We start from the raw sequence: 17454 nt of genomic DNA on the forward strand, positions 1-17454 counted from the left end.
ATATGGCAGAATTTACACCGATTACAATTGCATATGGGGATGGTATAGGTCCTGAAATAATGGAAGTCGTGCTTTATATATTACGTAAAGCTGAAGCACGAATCCGTTTAGAAACTATAGAAGTAGGGGAAAAACTCTATGTAAAGCATTATAGTTCAGGTATAAGTGAACAAAGTTGGGAGTCGATAGAACGCACGGGAATTATACTTAAAGCTCCGATTACTACGCCGCAAGGAGGAGGATATAAAAGCCTAAATGTTACGATTCGTAAAACATTACAACTTTTTGCTAATATTCGCCCCTCTGTTTCGTTTCATCCTTTTACTAAAACTCAGCATCCAAATCTAAACCTAACTATCATACGTGAGAATGAGGAAGATTTATATGCCGGTATAGAATACCGCCAGACGCATAATATGTATGAATCAGTTAAGCTTATTAGCCGTACCGGTTGCGAGAAAATTATCAGATATGCCTTTGAGTATGCAGTAAAAAATAACCACAAAAAAGTTACTTGTTTAAGTAAGGATAATATCATGAAATTTTCCGATGGGATTTTTCATAAAGTATTTAATGAAATTGCCAAAGAATATCCGCAAATCAATAATGAACATTATATTATCGATATCGGCACTGCAAGGCTTGCGACTAAACCGGAAATATTTGATGTTATCGTAACTTCTAATTTGTATGGTGATATTATTTCTGACGTAGCAGCTGAAATTTCAGGTTCGGTAGGCTTAGCTGGTTCTGCCAATATCGGAGAGCATTATGCAATGTTTGAAGCAGTACACGGAAGTGCTCCTGATATTGCAGGTCAAGACATCGCAAACCCATCAGGGCTATTAAATGCTGCTATAATGATGTTAGTGCATATAGGGCAGGGTGATATTGCCACTCTAATCGAAAATGCTTGGAAGAAGACTATAGAAGATGGCATGCATACAGCAGATATATATAATAAAGACCATTCTACTAAAAAGGTCGGCACAAAAGAATTCGCCGAGGAAGTAGTAAAAAGGCTAGGTCAGAAGCCAGAGAAATTAGCTAAAGCAGATTATCCGTTAGTTACTAAAAAGCAGGAAAGTAATACCACATATAAAATCAACACTAAAGAATCGAAAAAATTAGTCGGCACGGATATATTTGTAAATATGAATGTCGCTTCTGCTCATGATATAGCTGATAAGGTAAATAAGCTTGATCTCGGTAATTTTGAGCTGAAAACAATCTCTTCTAAAGGACTGAAATTATGGCCTCGTGATACAAGATTCGAGACCATATCCGATCATTGGTGTTGTCGTTTTATGGCTAAAGACGGAAAAGAATTAAAGCATTTAGATATAACAAAATTACTTGAGACCTTAAGCAAAGCAAATATCGACTTTATCAAAGTAGAAAATCTTTTTGAGTTTGATGGTAAAGCTGGATATAGCTTAGCCCAAGGGGAATAAGGGTTCTCAAAATGTCATCCTGCGACTTGTCCAGCACCGTCATTGCGAGCGAATGAAATGAGCGTGGCAATCTCATGAAGTAAGACTCCTGAGATTGCCGCGTCAAGGCTTTGCCTTTCCTCGCAATGACGGAAAAACTTAAACACATAAATAATAATATATGCACAACATCACCTCCTCATTTCCAGTTGCTAGCTCAGCTTCAGAAATTCTTGAGTTAATAAAAAATATCCCCGCCGAGGCATTAATTTTTCTAGATGTAGACGATACTATTATAACACCGAAATCAGTTACTTTTAGAAACCCGCCCTATAATCAAATGCTTGATAGAATTAAGGCAAACAAAAGTAATTATGATAATTTTGAAGAGATTGTCAGTAATTGGCGTTTGCAGCGGAAAGTGATACTGATTGATGAAGAATGGGTGCAGGTTTTAAATACTCTTAAAAAAAATTATTTCGTTTATGCCCTTACACAGATGAGTACAGGGAAATTTGGCAATATTCCATCCATGCAAGAATGGCGATATGAAGAATTAAAAAGTTTAGGTATAGAATTTTCTGACAATGAAAAATTGGCAATTTTTAGTCCAGCTAAAAAAGATGAGGCGGTTTTTTATAAAGGAATATTTATAACAGGTAACCATTCAAAAAGTGGTACTTTAGCCAAATTTTCTAAAGAGCTACAAGCTAGTTTTATCGTGTTTGTTGATGATCGCAAAAATCATATAGAAGATATGCAAAATTATTGCGAAAAGAATAATATCGGCTTTTTAGGTATTTTGTTTGAGGGACTTAAAAATTTATCAGGGGAGCCTGATCCAAAACTTGCCAAGTTTCAAGAGCAATATTTGATAGAAAATGCTGAATGGCTTGAGGATAATGAAGCTCATAAGCTTATGGCAGAGAGTAGTTAGGTTATTCATGCATAGGTCTTGTTCCAACCCTGTCATCCCGTGGTGGATGAATAAAATTAAAAGAGATAATAAAATGAGTGTAGTTTATAAGGTGGAAAATTTGGAAGATGCACGAGATTTTTTATCTTCTGCACAAGGTGAGTATATATTAACAAATTCTGAAAGCAGTGTAAAATATTATGGTATGTTAGTAGTTGATCATATGCTTGAAACTTTACAAAAAGAATTTCCTAAAAAAGTTATAGATGTTATTGTGGATATTGATGATGACCATGCAGCTTTGTTTACTGCAATGAAACTAAATTATAAAAATATAGTATATACGGGTAACTCAGACGAGGCGAAGAAACAGCTGTATCTGTCATCCCGCGACTTGATCGCGGGATCTTATAACCTGTAATAAAAGACCCCGTGGTCAAGCCACGGGGTGACATTAAGTAATAAAAAAACCATGAACATAAAAGATATAGGAGTAATAATTGCTAAAAAACCGTTAAAGGAAAATACGTTTATTATTACAGTTTTTACCAAAAATCATGGTTTATATTCAGGTGTTGCAAAAGAATCTTCGAAAAAAAGCAAGTTTATATATCAAGAAGGTAATGTAGTAGATTTTTTATGGCAAGCAAGACTTCATGAACATATCGGAATTGCCAAATGCGAGCTTGTCAAATCTTATACCGGTCATTTTATTATAAATAAAGCTAAGCTATATGCTTTTAATTCCGTCATATCTTTAATCAAAGAGTTATTTCACGAAAGAGAAGAGCATTATAATTTTTTCTCATTGCTAATAAACTATCTGGATAATCTAGCAAAAAATTTTTGTTTTCATGATTATATTAATTTTGAGCTAGCACTGCTTGCTGAAATGGGCTATGAACTTGACTTTACTAAATGCGGTGTTAGCAATACTACACAAGATTTAGCTTATCTATCACCTAAATCAGGCAGAGCTGTATCATATGAGGTAGGAACACCTTATAAAGATAAATTATTACCTTTGCCAAAATTTCTGCTATCTGGTAATGACAAAATTACCTTAGAAGAAAAAAGGCAAGCTTTAAGCTTAACAAGTTACTTCTTTAATAGATATTTATTCCATAATCACAGACAGCCTGAGATAAGACAAGTTTTTGTAGAATATATACTTGTTGCTACTACTGCTTAAGAGCTGCTTGCTTGGATCAGCTCCATTTCTGTCATGCCGTGGCTTGGGAACTAGATCCAGAAAATAATAAAAAATACTAATTTTATTAGTATTTTTTAACTAGATTGCTTCGTCGATTATTTCATAATTTCCTCGCAATGACGAGACTTTTTTAAAACTGTCCGGTACTATAGAATAAATCACAATTTACAATAAATTAACGTACTCTACCAGTTGCTGGGCTTTTTTGTAATGAATCACTAACTGCTGCCCCAAAATCCTTTACACTTGTAGCAAGCTTACCATTGGCTATAGCAGAATTTACAGCTGCACTAACAGTAACTTTTATTACTTCACATCCAGCAAGTACAACTCCCCATGCAGCTTTCAAAATCTTATTTTCACCTACAAAACCATGCAATTTTTCTTGTGCTTTTTCTGCTTGATCAGTTACAAACTTTTGTAACTTACCAAGCGGAGTATTTTTTTCTAAATGTTCAGCTAAATTTTTTATAGGTGACGAGATAATTTCATCAATATTATTTTTGACATTTTCAGTATGATTTTTGAATTCTTCACTAATAATATTAAAATCTTTCATAGCATTTAAAAGAGCTTTGTTTGTTGGATCTTTACTTATTGCTTTTTTTAAACTCTCTATTATTTTATCAAAATTATTATTAACTTCTGTTAATTTTATCCCGATATCATTAAATTTTATTTCTTCTTTATTTTGTTTTTCGGGTTCTTGTCCCCCTATAGTAATTTCTCTTACCATTTTTTTACTCCAAAATTATTTACTTAAAGATAATTAAGATTTCAGAAATGTCAACAATACTCTTTATAAACTTTTTGACTTTAATAACAAAATATTTGTACTAAGTAACGGGGCAAATACATTTTTGACTTCGTTTAATAATGCTTTATTGCTTATATCTTTATTTAATTCTTTACGCACTATATCAAATATCTCTCCTAAGCTTCTTTCCTCTGCCATATATTTAAATATGTATTTAGATTAGCTAATATCGACATTGAGATATTAACATTATTTAATACGCCATTATTAATAGTAAAATTAATAACATTACTTATTGTTGAAGCATTAGATTCTAGATACTCATAAATTTGTTTAGCAAAATTAGTGATATTATAGAAATAAGGCACATTATCAAGATCATCAAGTGATGCTACACTATCTTTTTGATTTGATACATAAAAAGAGTGTTTAGTAATATTACCAGTAAGTATTTCACAAATTGCTTCTTGAGCTACTTTATCCATTTTCTTAATTTTTTGCAAAAGGGATGAATCTTTTATATAATTTTCTGGTTTTAATAAAACTTTCTCAATCGGATCAAGATAATCAACAAAATTTAAACTGGCATTTTCTACAAGTTTATATAACTCAGGAATAGAATAGGCTTTATCTCGTTTATGCAAAAACATGTCATAAACTTCAGCTTCACTCAAATTTTTATAATTTGAAAATAATTCCCAACCTCTTTTATGCCAATTGGTAGCAGGCAAATTATCTAAAATTAATTTTCCGTTTATCACCTCTTCGACACGGTTTTTAGCATCTTTATTCACCATATTCATTAAATCTTGAATCTGATAAACACCGGTACGACCATATTTTGCGTATACCATCAAACCCATACCACCTTCTGGCTTTAAAGAATCCTTTAGATTTTTTAATCCCATATCGGGATTTGCTAAATGATTAAGTGCATCGGTACAATTTATGTAATCAAATTTTCCAAGTTTTAGATTAGGTATATTTAATATAGAATCGTTAACCCATTTGATGTTTTTAAGACCACGTATTTCAGCACGTTTTTGTGCTACTTCCATACTAGACTTGTTTAAATCCAAATATATTATCTCGGCATTTTTATTTTTCAGCTGATCTGCAAGATAAATAGCCGAATCACCTGTACCGCCACCAGCTATTAGACATCTAAAATCATTATCAAAATTTTCTTTACCTTTATATAAAAAATGATTTAACTCTCCTAAAAACTCACCGCAAACATTAAGTAAACGTTCTTTTTCTTGATTTGGATCTCTAAATGGATGGGGATAGTTTTGATAATGCTCTTCGACTTTGGCTAAATCTTTTGAAATTTTTGTAGAAGCATCTTTTATTTTTTTAAAATTGCTCATAAACATCATTTTTAAGTTATTATTACATCTTTTATAATTAACTGAATAGTGTAATTATTTTGCCAATTATTTGTCTTTAATGTTCCTAATACTGAAATATTATGTGCTTTAGGACTAAGTAATACCTCTTCAAATGAAGTACCTAACGAATTAAAAGCAATAGCTTGTAATGCTTTACTACTGGAACTTTTTTTATTCGGAGCAAACAAGCATCTAATATGCTTACTTCCCACTATATCCGCTTTTAATACAAATAAATTATCAAATTTAAATATAGGTTCATAATTACCTTGACCAAAAGGCTCCAAAGTACTTAATTCCTCCATTAAAGGTAAGTGGACGCTACTAAGACTTAAATCAAGATCATATTCTGCTTGCTTATAATTTTCTAGTCTATTTAGACTAATTCTAAAAGCGTTATTTAAAAATTCTTGTAATTCTTGTATTTTTTCGGCAACTACTGTAAAACCTGCTGCCATGGCGTGTCCTCCGCCTGTAATTAGTAAATTTTTGACTTTAGCATTAATAATCTCAGCACCAAAATCAATACCTAAAATAGAGCGACATGATGCTTTACCAATTCCGTCATTTAGGGCTATAACTGCTACCGGCTTATCAAACTTCTCTTTAAGTCTTCCTGCAACAATACCTATAACACCGGGATGCCATCCTTCTTTAACAATAAATAATAAACTATTATCTTGCTGTGTCTTAGCCATTTCCATTGCTTTTTCTATCATCAGCATTTCAATGACTTTACGTTCATTATTATGCTTCTCAAGCTCCTCAGCTAATTTAAGAGCTTCATTAGAGCAATTGGTAGATAATAGATTAGCACCTAAACTTGATTTTCCTACTCTACCGCCAGCATTAATACGCGGGCCTAAAATAAAACCTAAATGATAACATTTTGGGATTTCATTAAGCCCTGCCATATCATATAACGTTTTAATGCCGATATTTTGCCTTTGATGCATTATTTTTAAGCCGCTCGATACAAAAGCACGGTTTAACCCAATAAGCTTTACCATATCGCACACAGTACCAAGAGCCACCAAATCCAAATATTTCATCAAATTAGGCGGAAGAGTTTTCTCAAAATAATTTTGCTTCTTTAAATCTGATAATATCCCAGTTGCAAATAAAAAAGCAACCCCTACAGCTGCAAGATGTTTACATTCACTTGTCTCATCAACACGATTCGGATTCACTATAGCTACCGCTTCAGGTAATATTTCAGTAGCTATATGATGATCAATAACGATTACGTCAAGCCCTGCATCCTTTGCGTATTTCAAGGCTTCATGAGCCATCGCACCACAATCAACTGTTATTAATAATTCAGTGCCGTTATCTTTAATTTTTTGCATAGCAGAAGGAGTAGGACCGTACCCTTCAGCTATACGATCAGGGACATAAATATCACAAACAATATTTAAATCTTTGAAAACATTTTTAAGTAATGCTGACGAAGTAGCACCATCGACGTCATAATCGGCAAATATACATATTTTTTGCTTATTTAAGATAGCTTTAATAGCTCTATCTACTGCCTTTTGCATATCAAGTAGATGGAAAGGATCAGGAAGCAAATTCTTGATTTTCGGCATTAAAAAATCTTCTGCCTTAGCTATATCATCAATCCTTAAAGATATCATTCTAGCAAGCAAATCACTGATTTTAAAACTACGGCATAATTCTATGACTATTTCCTCGTTAACGCTTCTACGCTGCCATATTTTACCATTTATAGATGCTTGCGATTTCATTAATTACCTAAATTGTTTAAACGTTTTCATATGATGTTAGGTAATTATACAACAAAAATCATCATTTTTACCCATACAATCAAACGTACCACAATCACTTTCCTTTTCTGAATCTAAAATTTTTGTTTGACTATTATTATCACTATCCTTGTGCTCTTTTAATGAGTCTGTATCAGCAGTGATACTAATTATTTCTAAATCTTCATCATTATACTTATCTTTTTTCTTTTCCATTTCATTTAACAAGTTTAATTCATTACTATTTAAACTGTTATTAGAATCAGCTTTTTCTATTCTTACATTTCCAATTGACACGCTAGACATTCTACCTTGAGGATCATATGTATATATCGTTATATCATTTTCATATTTATCCATACTTCACCTCTTATAGATTTGTTCTATTTTTCATATAATTTTAGAACTAAATTCTTGACTCATTCCAGCTAAAATTAAATGGCTTTCCTCTTCCATGTCTAAATAGTTTATATTTAGACAATTATCATTTTTTATTTTTTGTTCTCTTAAGTGCTTCTTATAAGCATTAATATCTCCTTTACCATTATAAATAAATCCGGTATTTTTTGCTGTCTTTTCTTTGGCATACTTATCATAAGCTTTAACATTTACCTTACCGTCTTCATCTATGAATCCAGCATTTTTTGCAGTTTGTTCTAATATATATTTATTATAATTTTTTAGATCCACATCGCCATCTTTACCTATAAATCCGGCTTTCTTTGCCGCTTGTTTTCTTGTATATTTATTATAAGTTTTTATATCAGCTTCGCCATCTTTATCTATAAATCCAGCATTTTTCGCAGTTTGTTTTCTGAGGTACTTATCATAAGCTTTTATATCCCCATTACTTTCTTTATCAATAAGCCCAGCTTTCTTTGCTGCTCCTGCTCGTAAATATTTTCTATACGCTATTTTATCTCCTTTATCATCTTTATCAATAAATCCAGCTTTCTTTGCTGATTTCTCTTCTCTATAACCCGCATAGGCTGATAAAAGTTCTTCTTTATTATCAGAATTTTTAAAACCAAGTTTTTCTGCTTTAAACTGTAATCTTCTAATTTCTAATCTTTCTTTTGCTAACTCTTTGCTTGTTTTATTCTGAGATTCTTTCAATAGTTTACGTTTACCCATATGAACCCTTTATATATCTGAAAGCTTCTTAGCCTCATCATTTGCAATTAAAGCCTCAATAAATTCATCTAACTGTCCGTTAATTACCTCATCTATTTTATAAAGAGTAAGATTTATTCGATGATCCGATACACGTCCTTGTGGAAAATTATAAGTACGTATACGCTCCGAACGATTCCCAGAGCCTATTTGCTCACGTCTATTATTGTCTCTTTCTTGATCTTTTTTCCTACGTTCTTCTTCATATATTCTAGCACGTAAGATCTTTAATGCTTTAGCTTTGTTTTTATGTTGGGATTTTTCATCTTGTAGTGCTACAGTAATACCGGTAGGTATATGTGTTATTCGGACAGCAGAATCAGTTGTATTAACGTGCTGCCCTCCTGCTCCTGAAGCTCTATAAGTATCAATTCTTAAATCTTTTTCCTCAAGTTTAATATCAACATCTTCTACTTCAGGAAGTACAGCAACAGTAGCGGCTGAGGTATGAATACGCCCCTGCGATTCAGTTTCCGGAACACGCTGCACTCTATGGACTCCTGATTCAAATTTGAGCTTAGAGAATACATCTTTACCTTTTATAGATGCTGAAACTTCTTTGTATCCCCCTATGCCTGTCTCATCAATAGATAATATCTCAAAACGCCAGCCCTTTAATTCAGCATATCTTTGATACATATTAAACAGCTTAGCAGCAAAAAGTGCTGCCTCTTCACCGCCTGTGCCTGCTCTAATTTCAATAATAGCACTTTTACTATCCGCTTCATCTTTTGGCAGTAATGCTATTTTTACGGAACGCTCAAGAGTTGGCAACGAATCTTCAAGATTGCGTATTTCTTCCTCAATCATTTCTAGAGTTGCCTTATCTAAACTAGGATCTTGCTTAAAATTATTTGCTTCTTCAAGTTCAGCTTTAGCTTTGTTATATTCTTTAATTTTTTGGACAATATCTTCAAGGTCAGCATATTCCTTGGAAGCTTTAACAAACTCCTCTCCTCCTATTCCTGAGGATAGTTTTTCACTTAAATCCTCATATTTACCTAAAATTTTTGTCAGATTGTCCGAAAAGCTTGAAATGTTCATATTATTTTATTCGTGATTTATTTGTGGTGAGGTATCGTCATTGCGAACGACCGCAGGGAGTGCGGCAATCTCATGAAACAATATTAGGACTTCTGAGATTGCTTCGTCGAAACTTTTCAGTTTCTTCTCGCAATGACGGTGAATGAGATTACAACAATAATAGGGCAGGGCTTTCTATAAACCTCTTAAACGCAGCTAAAAATTCTGCTCCAACTGCTCCATCTACTACTCTGTGGTCAGCAGAAAGAGTTACGTCCATAATTGTTGATATACTTATTTGATCATTTTTGACTATAGCACGTTTTGAGCTACTGCCAACGCCCATTATACAACTTTGCGGCGGGTTAATTATAGCATTGAAATTTTTAATACCATACATACCAAGATTTGAAATAGTAAACCCTCCGCCTTGGAATTCTTCGGGAGTTAGTTTATTTTCTCTAGCTTTCTTGATTAACCCTTTCATTTCACTAGACAGCTCTACAATATTTTTCTGGTTAGCATTTCTAATTATCGGAGTAACAAGTCCATTTTCAATTGCTACCGCTACTGAAATATCAACATTATTGTAGTATCTAATAGCATCATCCCCCCACGATGCATTAGCGTTCGGCACTTCTTGCAAAGCTTTAGCAACAGCTAGGATAATAAAGTCATTAACTGATATTTTTGCTGATTTATCATCACCAAAAGACTTATTAATATCTTCTCTTATATCTAGTAACTTATCAACATTACATTCTATTGATAAATAAAAATGTGGAACTGTTTGTTTTGATTCAAGAAGACGCTTAGCTATAATTTTACGTATATTGTTATTAGGTGCTAAACGATATTCTTCAGGATTTCTACTAACTATTTTATTATTTAAGGTTTTTGAGCCGCCTTTATGCGATAATACATCTTGTTTGATTATTCTGCCATGCGGTCCACTACCTTTAATTTCTTCAAGTTTCACATTTTGGATTTTTGCAAGTCTTTTAGCAAGCGGTGAAGCAAATACCTTAATATTGTTTTGATTTGAAGCGGTTGCGATATTTTCTTCCTTAACGTTCTGAGGAGCTATAGTTTCAGCAGGTTTCGATATTTCTTCTTTTTTAGGTGAGTTACTGTTGTTTTTCGCTATAAATTCTTCAATTTCGGATGATTCTTCCCCCTCTTCGATTAATACCGCTATTAACGAATTCACAGGCACGTTCTGACTACCTTGAGGAATAATTATTTTAGCAAGAGTACCCTCATCTACTGCCTCTACTTCCATAGTTGCTTTATCGGTTTCGATTTCAGCGATTACTTCTCCGGGATTGATTTTATCCCCTTCTTTTTTTAACCACCTTGCTAAATTCCCTTCCGTCATAGTTGGAGATAAAGCAGGCATTAAAATTTTGATTGGCATAATTTGTTATAGTTTTGATTTTTTATTAGTATTTTTGGTTTATAGTAAATCAACATCGTCATTGCGAGGAGATGCGTAGCAGAGGGCGAAGGCAATCTCAGGAGGCTTAATAAGATTGCCGCGTCGGTTATTAAAATAACCTCCTCGCAATGACGTATTACATTACACACTTATTGTCAGGGCTAACTATCATTATCATTTGTTTGCCTGCCATTTTAGCTTGCTGATCGATCTTAGCAAGTCCCTCTAATCCTACTTCTATACGTTTAAATAATTCCTCACCAACATCCTTATGAAGAATTTCTCTACCTTTAAACCATAAAGAGATTTTTACTTTATCACCATCTTTTAGAAATTCTTTTATTTTCCTTAGTTTAGTTTCAAAGTCACCTATACTAATATTAGGTTTGAATTTCATTTCTTTAAGTACGACTATTTTTTGCTTTTTACGTGCTTCATGCAAACGCTTTTTGCTTTCGTACTTAAATTTACCGAAATCTAAAATTTTACATACAGGAGGCTCAGCATTAGGCGATATCTCAACCAAATCAAGACCGACTCTTTCAGCCATATCAAGTGCTTGCCTAATATTTACGATGCCATGCATCTCACCATTTTCGCCTACTAAACGAACCTCTCTAGCTCTGATTTCTCTATTAGCTTTAGGAAAATTATTTTTAGAAATAAAACTACTCCGTCTTATGTTGTTTCATATTGCATTTAACTTATTTTACTCTAAATTACAAGTAAATAAAATATTTTATCTTTATTTTTATATATTCTATTAAAAAAATGGGAAAGATATAATTAAACAAATACCGAATACCAATACAGCAACAATACCAAATATTGTTAGACAAATTCTAGTTAATTTAGCAACTTTTTCCTTTATTTTTAAATTTTGTAATTCTATCTCATGTTTATGAGCTTGCTCTTTTTGTGCCATATTCACTAACTTTTCTAAAGTACCTGGATAAATATTTTCATATTCGGTAACTGTATCAATTGGCGGCAATATATGCTCAAACTTTTTACGATAAAAATTTTTATCTATTTCATTAGAATGAAAACTCTTAGCATAGCCCTTGTTTAATCTATTATTTTTTGTAAAAAAACTTTTAGTCTCTTTCATATTCTCTTATTATTTTTTGAAACGTATACGCTAAATTATCTCTTACTATCTCAAAATAGTCAAACAATGCTACTTCTTTCTTTTGTTCTATATTGTTGCTTGTTTTGAATATAGTTTTTAATTCATTAAAAATCACTTTTATAAAGCTTTGTTTCATTATTATATTAAATGTGAATTTATAAAATCTTTGTCAGGTATTAGCGGTTCGCCTCTAAAATTTATAGCATTATTAAATTTATTGCAACAAGTTATAAAATTTTTATCACATCCTGATATAATTTTTACTTCTCTAGCATCCTTAGCATAATCAGGTATAACATCTTCTAATATAACTAAATCACCGAAACTACTTAAAACTTTACTACTAAAGTTATTATCACAAAATATAATTTGACCACCGTTATAATAGCCATTTTCTTGATCTAAATTTTCTATTCTTAAACTTTCTTTTAGAATTTCTTTAATCTTATAGACTCCACTATATAAGTTTTTATCTATTTTGCATTTATTATCCCCAAAACTCACTCTGTATGTTTTACTATATCTATTAATTATAGTTTGGTTATATTTTATTGTTTCAGGCTTTAAATGCATTTTAAAGTTCAAATCATATTTTGTATATAAAGTGCAATAATATGTAATAAAATGCTCAAAAACACCATTATTATATAATATTATTTTAACAGCAGCATTATTTTAATTCATTTCTGCCGTGATGCCTTTTTCTTCAAAAATACCCTCAATAATTACTTGATTTTGTGCGGAATCATTAAATTCTGCTTCTTTCAAATCTAAACCGGAATTCGGTAAAAAAATTATATCTTCATTTTTTATAATATGATCGTTACCCGTTAGATTTAATTCCTTACCATTTGCTAACTTAATTTGAAAGCAATAAGCAAAATTTTCTAACTTTGTAATTATCTTTTTAATTAAAATACTCATACTATTACTTCCATCAATTCTATATCTGATAACTCTATAGAGCCATCACTACAATAAGAATACTCAAAGCTATCTACACTAAATCTAACTGCTACATCGAAAACAAAATCTGCTGTTAAAATTTCATCCTGATTTAAAGGGTTTGGTAAAGTTATAGCTCCGTCATTATAATCTATTACTCCCATAGTTCTGATATTATTAATATATAATGTAACGCTGTTATTAACAGGCTTAGTAATTACTCTTTCATATGGCAAAATAGGATCAGCATATATTTTCTTTAGCTGAAATTTATTTAAGTTACCACCCCCTTTGGCAATAATCCCTTCAGTCACTTTATAATCAGCATAGTCTCTAAATCTAAAAGCAAAGTTACTACCCCGCCTTGCTTTGAAGAAACTATTAAATTGCTCAAATTCAGCTGCACTTAGTTTAGCGTTTTTAATTAAATATTTCTGACAAACATTTTTGCGGTCTAAATGCCTTGCTTCTCTACCGGATTTAGTCATAACATGAGAGGTAGCAAATTCAGGCTTTCCAACCGCAAAGCTCTCGATAAATTCCGGCATACGGATATCATGAAAATTCATAAAATACCTAAATTACTATTCAAAAAGCACTAAATCATTTTTAATCAAAGAACGAAAATCTTCGTTCATATCTATATTCCATCTTTTTATATCTATATGTATTGACACATCAGACTCGTCTAGTGCTTCCTTAATTTCAAACAACACTTCATAATTAATATTATCCATAATACAAAGGTCAAGATCGGAAAATTTTTTTGCCTTACCCTTAACTCTTGAGCCGTAAGCATAAAATTTATAAGGATATTTCTTAAGTATAGAACGTAATATTAACAAATCTTGCTTTTTAATCTGAACCACTATATTTCTCCAAATTATTTATAAGCTCATTTAAAGCATCAGAAAAATCATCAAAAATGTTAATTACTAGTTCTAAATTTTTTTCATTATAAGTATGAACTGTAATATTACGAATCTCTATAAACTTAAACCATCTTGTTGGATCTGAAATCAAACCACTAACCGCTGCTTCACGAAATACATCCTTTAAAATATAAGGGGTTTTACCGGATTTTTCACAAAAGCGTTTCATTGTTTTCCAAGCTAATTCATAACAAAATTCAAAGGCTTTAATGCTACCGGCTTTATTCTGTTCGGTCTCTAGATGTTTACGGAATTCTTCAAATTTATTCCTTGATTTTAATAAGCTACTTATATCTAGCCCTGCGATTAAATGCATTTCATACTCCTATTCTTTGCTTTAATAATGTCTGGTAATTCATTACTAATTTGTTACTCACTAAATCTTTACTAGCTTGGAACTCGATTTTATTGGCTTTTATTCCCGCAACATTTTCAAATGAATGATGCTTTATTTTATCCTCTATTTCACTTGCAAGCTTTAATGCCATATTACGATTCTTATCATTAGTAAAAATACATATTTCAAACTCTAACTGCACTATATTTTGTACTTTAGTTGATATATCATTAACATTTAATATATTAATAAGTAAAAACGGATATTTTGCATCCTGAGCTATTGAAAAATATATCTTATTAACTTTAGTTTTTATATCATTATCGTTTATAAGTAATTTATACAAACTTAATTGAAAATTATAGATAAAATCATGATACATATATTTCCAGTGCTATAATATTTAAAAATTTGCTCTTTTCTTCAACATTAATAACTCGCTTAATCTCAAATTCTCGCTCTTTAAATAGAATACGCATTTTGGTCGTAATATTTTTGATAAATCTTATTTTAAATAAAAAATATCCTTCCGTTATGACATGCCCAAAGCTTATATTCTCTAATGCTAAAAATTTATTATCACATAAAGGTATAATCTCGGCATAAACTGTGAGCTTCTCTATCCATCTATCTTCTTCCATAGGCTCTAGCGTAATATTTTCCAAAAACTTAATCTGATGCCTAAAATTTCTTATAGCTGTTTTTTGCATATTTTAACCTTTCACATTCTTATATTTCTGTAAGGTAAATACAGGTTTTTCACCTCCTTAGAGAGACCTACACAGTTTTGTGCTTGCCGGTCATACATCTCGGCTATATGCAGCATAATCGCGTGTTTTATGGCATGCGGTATATTATCTTTATCGTAACCACTTATATACTCCACTGTAAGCTCTTCATTATTTAAGGATTTAGTTAAAGCTAAAATATTCTGATCTATTACATAATCATCGAGAGTTAGTTCATTTTCCTGATCTTTGAATTTTTTTGTTACTTTCAATATCCTAAGCACAGGGTTATATTTTAATAAAAACTCTCTTTTGCCATAAATAGTGCAAACAAATTTTATTTGTTTAGATATGAAATTCAGCTTAGTAAAATTTTCAGCTGCTGTTATTGCTGCGTCAATCAAACCTAATATCAAATCATCATCATAATTTGCTTCCACCCGCATATAATTTTTGACCTGCTCTAAACCCCATACTTCTTGCAGAAATATTTTAGTAATCTGAAAATTGTTTTTTTGTGGCATATGTAACCTTTTTGTCATTAAACGTCATTGCGAGGAAAAACTGTAAGTTTTGTACGTACGCAATCTCAGGAGTTTTATACTACTTCATGAGATTGCCGCGTCGATTCTACGAATCTCCTCGCAATGACGAAGTATTTAACTAAAAACTCCCACCTTAATAGCCTCCGGATTCACTACATCCCCACCAACTCTCTTCACTGCATAGAATTTGACAAAAGGCTTTTCGGTGTAGGGATCACGCATGATATTAATACCGCTTCTATCTACTATTTTGTAACCTGATTTAAAATCACCTATTGCAATAGCTGCTGTATCTTTATCAACTGGTTTCATGTTAGAGCTAACAAACCACGGGAATACCGAATATAGTTTGCTTAAAGGACTCGGAAAGAGATTGCTGCCAGATAAAACGCCCTTGATTATCTTTAAGTTTCTGCACTTCTGATAAAGTTGCTCGGTTCATTAACAGCGTTGCATTGGCTAAATATTCCTCTTTGAGAGAATTTATAAAATCTAATAAGTTATCTGTTGTAATTTTATTACCCATTTTAACTTTTTCGATTTTATCATGATCAGGAGACAAGATGCCCCTCGGTTTTTTTACCCCATCACCATTTATAAATGCCTCATTTTCCGCTTTAACAAAGCTATCACGTAATCTCTCACTTAGCCAAGTCTCTATTTTAATAGTTGCATCATCGAGCAAAGCTTGGCTAGCTTTCGGTTGAGCATATAACTCATGAACAAATATCCGTTGTTGCTTTAATTTTGCTGCATTTGTTTCATCTCTTGCTTCTACTTCACCAATCCATCCACTATTAAATTTGCCGTCTTCGCTTATTATATCAAGAGCGTTTGTAGAAATTGTTTCAATTGAAGCAAGTTGCCTCATAGGCGATCTGGCATTTACTTCTGTAATGATACTATTATACAGGGTTTGTAATATTAAAAACCCACCTGCTTCAGCACCGCTATTTAAAGATGATTTTTGAGTAAAGCTATTTTCTTCACCTTTACGGACATAATTAATAAAAGCTGTTTTTTGTTCTTGGTCTTCGATATTTATATTATTTGGTCTTTCTAAGATATTTTGGATATTATGGACTTTTTCTTGTAATTCAGTGATTTGATTCGAATACTCCGTATTACTCTCTACCTCTTGTCCTTTAGTGATATATAAAATCTTAGCACTTTGATTAGCAGGAAAAGTAACAATACTTATTTCTAACAAATCAGCTTCGGTAATTACTCTCTGTTTTGCATCATTAAAAACCGAATTTTTTATATAAAAGCCGATCGATAAACCATCTATCGCCCCTTGCTTTATTAACTCTATTGCTTCACGACCAGCTTTAACCTTATTATTTATCACTGCTTCCATTTTTAAACCGTGATCATCTTCCACAAGATGACTAATAATTCCGATTGGTTTTTTACTATCATGCTGCCAAAGGAATTTTATATTTTGATGAGCGACATTTGCAAAAGCCCCTTTAACTATTAAGTCATTGTGATGATCGGCAATATTATAGACACTTGCATAGCCATTAATTACTACTTCACTATTAGTTGAGGATTTTATTTCTATATTGTCAAAAGTTTGATTACTGTAGATTATTTTTTTCATATGTTTATTACCTATTCTTCGTTGTCACTCTGCGGCTTGTATCTGCTAGATCTATTAAAAGTTGCAGTTCTGAAGCTAAAAATACTATAACTGAAAAAATGCTAGCACTAAGAGAGGAT

General features: G+C 31.9%; 23 protein-coding genes and 1 pseudogene. 4 read left to right on the plus strand and 20 right to left on the minus strand.

The window, feature by feature from the left end:
• Positions 1-2: 2 nt before the first annotated feature.
• From AAGD54_RS01620 to recO, 4 genes are all read left to right on the plus strand, one after another.
• Complete coding sequence (locus tag AAGD54_RS01620) at positions 3-1454, plus strand: NADP-dependent isocitrate dehydrogenase (protein ID WP_341794839.1); 1452 nt, start codon at positions 3-5, stop codon at positions 1452-1454.
• Between the two features lie 160 nt (positions 1455-1614).
• A complete protein-coding gene (locus AAGD54_RS01625; protein ID WP_341794840.1) occupies positions 1615-2370 on the plus strand; it encodes a DUF2608 domain-containing protein in 756 nt (251 codons plus the stop codon).
• A 73-nt stretch (positions 2371-2443) separates the two neighbouring features.
• Positions 2444-2770: a hypothetical protein gene (locus tag AAGD54_RS01630; RefSeq protein ID WP_341794841.1), complete on the plus strand. Its 327-nt coding sequence runs from the start codon at positions 2444-2446 to the stop codon at positions 2768-2770.
• 51 nt (positions 2771-2821) lie between these two features.
• Positions 2822-3541 carry a DNA repair protein RecO gene (gene recO / locus AAGD54_RS01635; protein WP_341794842.1) on the plus strand — a complete coding sequence of 240 codons (720 nt, stop codon included), beginning with the start codon at positions 2822-2824 and terminating at the stop codon, positions 3539-3541.
• 196 nt (positions 3542-3737) lie between these two features.
• Here the strand turns inward: recO and AAGD54_RS01640 are convergent, their stop codons facing one another.
• The 20 genes and pseudogenes from AAGD54_RS01640 to AAGD54_RS01735 form a co-directional block, all read right to left on the minus strand.
• A complete protein-coding gene (locus AAGD54_RS01640; RefSeq protein ID WP_341788840.1) occupies positions 3738-4298 on the minus strand; it encodes a hypothetical protein in 561 nt (186 codons plus the stop codon).
• 63 nt (positions 4299-4361) lie between these two features.
• Positions 4362-5689: pseudogene (locus AAGD54_RS01645) on the minus strand (class I SAM-dependent methyltransferase).
• A gap of 11 nt (positions 5690-5700) precedes the next feature.
• Positions 5701-7458 (minus strand): single-stranded-DNA-specific exonuclease RecJ, encoded by a 1758-nt coding sequence (gene recJ, locus AAGD54_RS01650; RefSeq protein ID WP_341794843.1) that lies wholly within the window; start codon positions 7456-7458, stop codon positions 5701-5703.
• Positions 7459-7494: 36 nt separating this feature from the next.
• Positions 7495-7836 carry a hypothetical protein gene (locus AAGD54_RS01655; RefSeq protein ID WP_341794844.1) on the minus strand — a complete coding sequence of 114 codons (342 nt, stop codon included), beginning with the start codon at positions 7834-7836 and terminating at the stop codon, positions 7495-7497.
• Positions 7837-7866: 30 nt separating this feature from the next.
• A complete protein-coding gene (locus AAGD54_RS01660; protein WP_341794845.1) occupies positions 7867-8610 on the minus strand; it encodes a hypothetical protein in 744 nt (247 codons plus the stop codon).
• A gap of 9 nt (positions 8611-8619) precedes the next feature.
• Positions 8620-9693, minus strand: a complete 1074-nt coding sequence (gene prfA / locus AAGD54_RS01665) for a peptide chain release factor 1 (protein WP_341794846.1) — start codon at positions 9691-9693, stop codon at positions 8620-8622.
• Positions 9694-9841: 148 nt separating this feature from the next.
• On the minus strand, positions 9842-11089 hold the full coding sequence (locus AAGD54_RS01670) for a pyruvate dehydrogenase complex dihydrolipoamide acetyltransferase (RefSeq protein ID WP_341794847.1): 1248 nt from the start codon (positions 11087-11089) through the stop codon (positions 9842-9844).
• A gap of 157 nt (positions 11090-11246) precedes the next feature.
• On the minus strand, positions 11247-11792 hold the full coding sequence (gene infC / locus AAGD54_RS01675; RefSeq protein ID WP_341789263.1) for a translation initiation factor IF-3: 546 nt from the start codon (positions 11790-11792) through the stop codon (positions 11247-11249).
• Between the two features lie 81 nt (positions 11793-11873).
• The gene (locus AAGD54_RS01680; protein ID WP_016948521.1) at positions 11874-12221 is read right to left on the minus strand and encodes a DUF2335 domain-containing protein; all 348 of its coding nucleotides are present in this window, start codon (positions 12219-12221) and stop codon (positions 11874-11876) included.
• Positions 12208-12378: a hypothetical protein gene (locus AAGD54_RS01685; protein ID WP_341788847.1), complete on the minus strand. Its 171-nt coding sequence runs from the start codon at positions 12376-12378 to the stop codon at positions 12208-12210. Before AAGD54_RS01685 ends, AAGD54_RS01680 begins: the two co-directional genes overlap by 14 nt.
• Positions 12379-12380: 2 nt before the next feature.
• Complete coding sequence (locus AAGD54_RS01690; RefSeq protein ID WP_341795158.1) at positions 12381-12815, minus strand: phage BR0599 family protein; 435 nt, start codon at positions 12813-12815, stop codon at positions 12381-12383.
• 102 nt (positions 12816-12917) lie between these two features.
• Entirely contained in the window at positions 12918-13166 is a 249-nt protein-coding gene (locus AAGD54_RS01695) for a DUF2163 domain-containing protein (protein WP_341794848.1), read from the minus strand.
• Positions 13163-13756 (minus strand): TIGR02217 family protein, encoded by a 594-nt coding sequence (locus tag AAGD54_RS01700; protein ID WP_341794849.1) that lies wholly within the window; start codon positions 13754-13756, stop codon positions 13163-13165. The genes AAGD54_RS01695 and AAGD54_RS01700 overlap by 4 nt, the downstream gene beginning before the upstream one ends.
• A gap of 15 nt (positions 13757-13771) precedes the next feature.
• Positions 13772-14056, minus strand: a complete 285-nt coding sequence (locus tag AAGD54_RS01705; RefSeq protein ID WP_341788850.1) for a nucleotidyltransferase domain-containing protein — start codon at positions 14054-14056, stop codon at positions 13772-13774.
• Positions 14043-14435, minus strand: coding sequence for an HI0074 family nucleotidyltransferase substrate-binding subunit (locus AAGD54_RS01710; RefSeq protein WP_341788851.1), 393 nt, complete (start codon positions 14433-14435; stop codon positions 14043-14045). The genes AAGD54_RS01705 and AAGD54_RS01710 overlap by 14 nt, the downstream gene beginning before the upstream one ends.
• A gap of 1 nt (position 14436) precedes the next feature.
• The gene (locus tag AAGD54_RS01715; RefSeq protein WP_341788852.1) at positions 14437-14838 is read right to left on the minus strand and encodes a hypothetical protein; all 402 of its coding nucleotides are present in this window, start codon (positions 14836-14838) and stop codon (positions 14437-14439) included.
• Positions 14828-15166: a phage head closure protein gene (locus AAGD54_RS01720; protein ID WP_341788853.1), complete on the minus strand. Its 339-nt coding sequence runs from the start codon at positions 15164-15166 to the stop codon at positions 14828-14830. The genes AAGD54_RS01715 and AAGD54_RS01720 overlap by 11 nt, the downstream gene beginning before the upstream one ends.
• Positions 15167-15177: 11 nt before the next feature.
• Positions 15178-15708, minus strand: coding sequence for a head-tail connector protein (locus tag AAGD54_RS01725; protein ID WP_341794850.1), 531 nt, complete (start codon positions 15706-15708; stop codon positions 15178-15180).
• 135 nt (positions 15709-15843) lie between these two features.
• Positions 15844-16041 (minus strand): phage major capsid protein, encoded by a 198-nt coding sequence (locus tag AAGD54_RS01730; RefSeq protein WP_341794851.1) that lies wholly within the window; start codon positions 16039-16041, stop codon positions 15844-15846.
• Between the two features lie 7 nt (positions 16042-16048).
• A complete protein-coding gene (locus AAGD54_RS01735; protein ID WP_341794852.1) occupies positions 16049-17335 on the minus strand; it encodes a phage major capsid protein in 1287 nt (428 codons plus the stop codon).
• Positions 17336-17454: the final 119 nt, after the last annotated feature.

The organism is Rickettsia endosymbiont of Rhinocyllus conicus (assembly GCF_964026465.1).
Classification (GTDB): Bacteria; Pseudomonadota; Alphaproteobacteria; order Rickettsiales; family Rickettsiaceae; genus Rickettsia.

Bases quoted from the DNA above. Each gene is read 5' to 3' on its own strand.
- AAGD54_RS01625 (WP_341794840.1), top strand. From the start codon at position 1,615: ATGCACAACATCACCTCCTCATTTCCAGTTGCTAGCTCAGCTTCAGAA.
- AAGD54_RS01730 (WP_341794851.1), bottom strand. From the start codon at position 16,041: ATGAAACCAGTTGATAAAGATACAGCAGCTATTGCAATAGGTGATTTT.
- AAGD54_RS01640 (WP_341788840.1), bottom strand. From the start codon at position 4,298: ATGGTAAGAGAAATTACTATAGGGGGACAAGAACCCGAAAAACAAAAT.
- AAGD54_RS01735 (WP_341794852.1), bottom strand. From the start codon at position 17,335: ATGAAAAAAATAATCTACAGTAATCAAACTTTTGACAATATAGAAATA.
- prfA (WP_341794846.1), bottom strand. From the start codon at position 9,693: ATGAACATTTCAAGCTTTTCGGACAATCTGACAAAAATTTTAGGTAAA.
- AAGD54_RS01620 (WP_341794839.1), top strand. From the start codon at position 3: ATGGCAGAATTTACACCGATTACAATTGCATATGGGGATGGTATAGGT.
- AAGD54_RS01655 (WP_341794844.1), bottom strand. From the start codon at position 7,836: ATGGATAAATATGAAAATGATATAACGATATATACATATGATCCTCAA.
- AAGD54_RS01685 (WP_341788847.1), bottom strand. From the start codon at position 12,378: ATGAAACAAAGCTTTATAAAAGTGATTTTTAATGAATTAAAAACTATA.
- AAGD54_RS01660 (WP_341794845.1), bottom strand. From the start codon at position 8,610: ATGGGTAAACGTAAACTATTGAAAGAATCTCAGAATAAAACAAGCAAA.
- AAGD54_RS01710 (WP_341788851.1), bottom strand. From the start codon at position 14,435: ATGCATTTAATCGCAGGGCTAGATATAAGTAGCTTATTAAAATCAAGG.
- AAGD54_RS01670 (WP_341794847.1), bottom strand. From the start codon at position 11,089: ATGCCAATCAAAATTTTAATGCCTGCTTTATCTCCAACTATGACGGAA.
- AAGD54_RS01700 (WP_341794849.1), bottom strand. From the start codon at position 13,756: ATGAATTTTCATGATATCCGTATGCCGGAATTTATCGAGAGCTTTGCG.
- recO (WP_341794842.1), top strand. From the start codon at position 2,822: ATGAACATAAAAGATATAGGAGTAATAATTGCTAAAAAACCGTTAAAG.
- AAGD54_RS01695 (WP_341794848.1), bottom strand. From the start codon at position 13,166: ATGAGTATTTTAATTAAAAAGATAATTACAAAGTTAGAAAATTTTGCT.
- AAGD54_RS01690 (WP_341795158.1), bottom strand. From the start codon at position 12,815: ATGCATTTAAAGCCTGAAACAATAAAATATAACCAAACTATAATTAAT.
- recJ (WP_341794843.1), bottom strand. From the start codon at position 7,458: ATGAAATCGCAAGCATCTATAAATGGTAAAATATGGCAGCGTAGAAGC.
- AAGD54_RS01715 (WP_341788852.1), bottom strand. From the start codon at position 14,838: ATGTATCATGATTTTATCTATAATTTTCAATTAAGTTTGTATAAATTA.
- AAGD54_RS01630 (WP_341794841.1), top strand. From the start codon at position 2,444: ATGAGTGTAGTTTATAAGGTGGAAAATTTGGAAGATGCACGAGATTTT.
- AAGD54_RS01720 (WP_341788853.1), bottom strand. From the start codon at position 15,166: ATGCAAAAAACAGCTATAAGAAATTTTAGGCATCAGATTAAGTTTTTG.
- AAGD54_RS01680 (WP_016948521.1), bottom strand. From the start codon at position 12,221: ATGAAAGAGACTAAAAGTTTTTTTACAAAAAATAATAGATTAAACAAG.
- AAGD54_RS01725 (WP_341794850.1), bottom strand. From the start codon at position 15,708: ATGCCACAAAAAAACAATTTTCAGATTACTAAAATATTTCTGCAAGAA.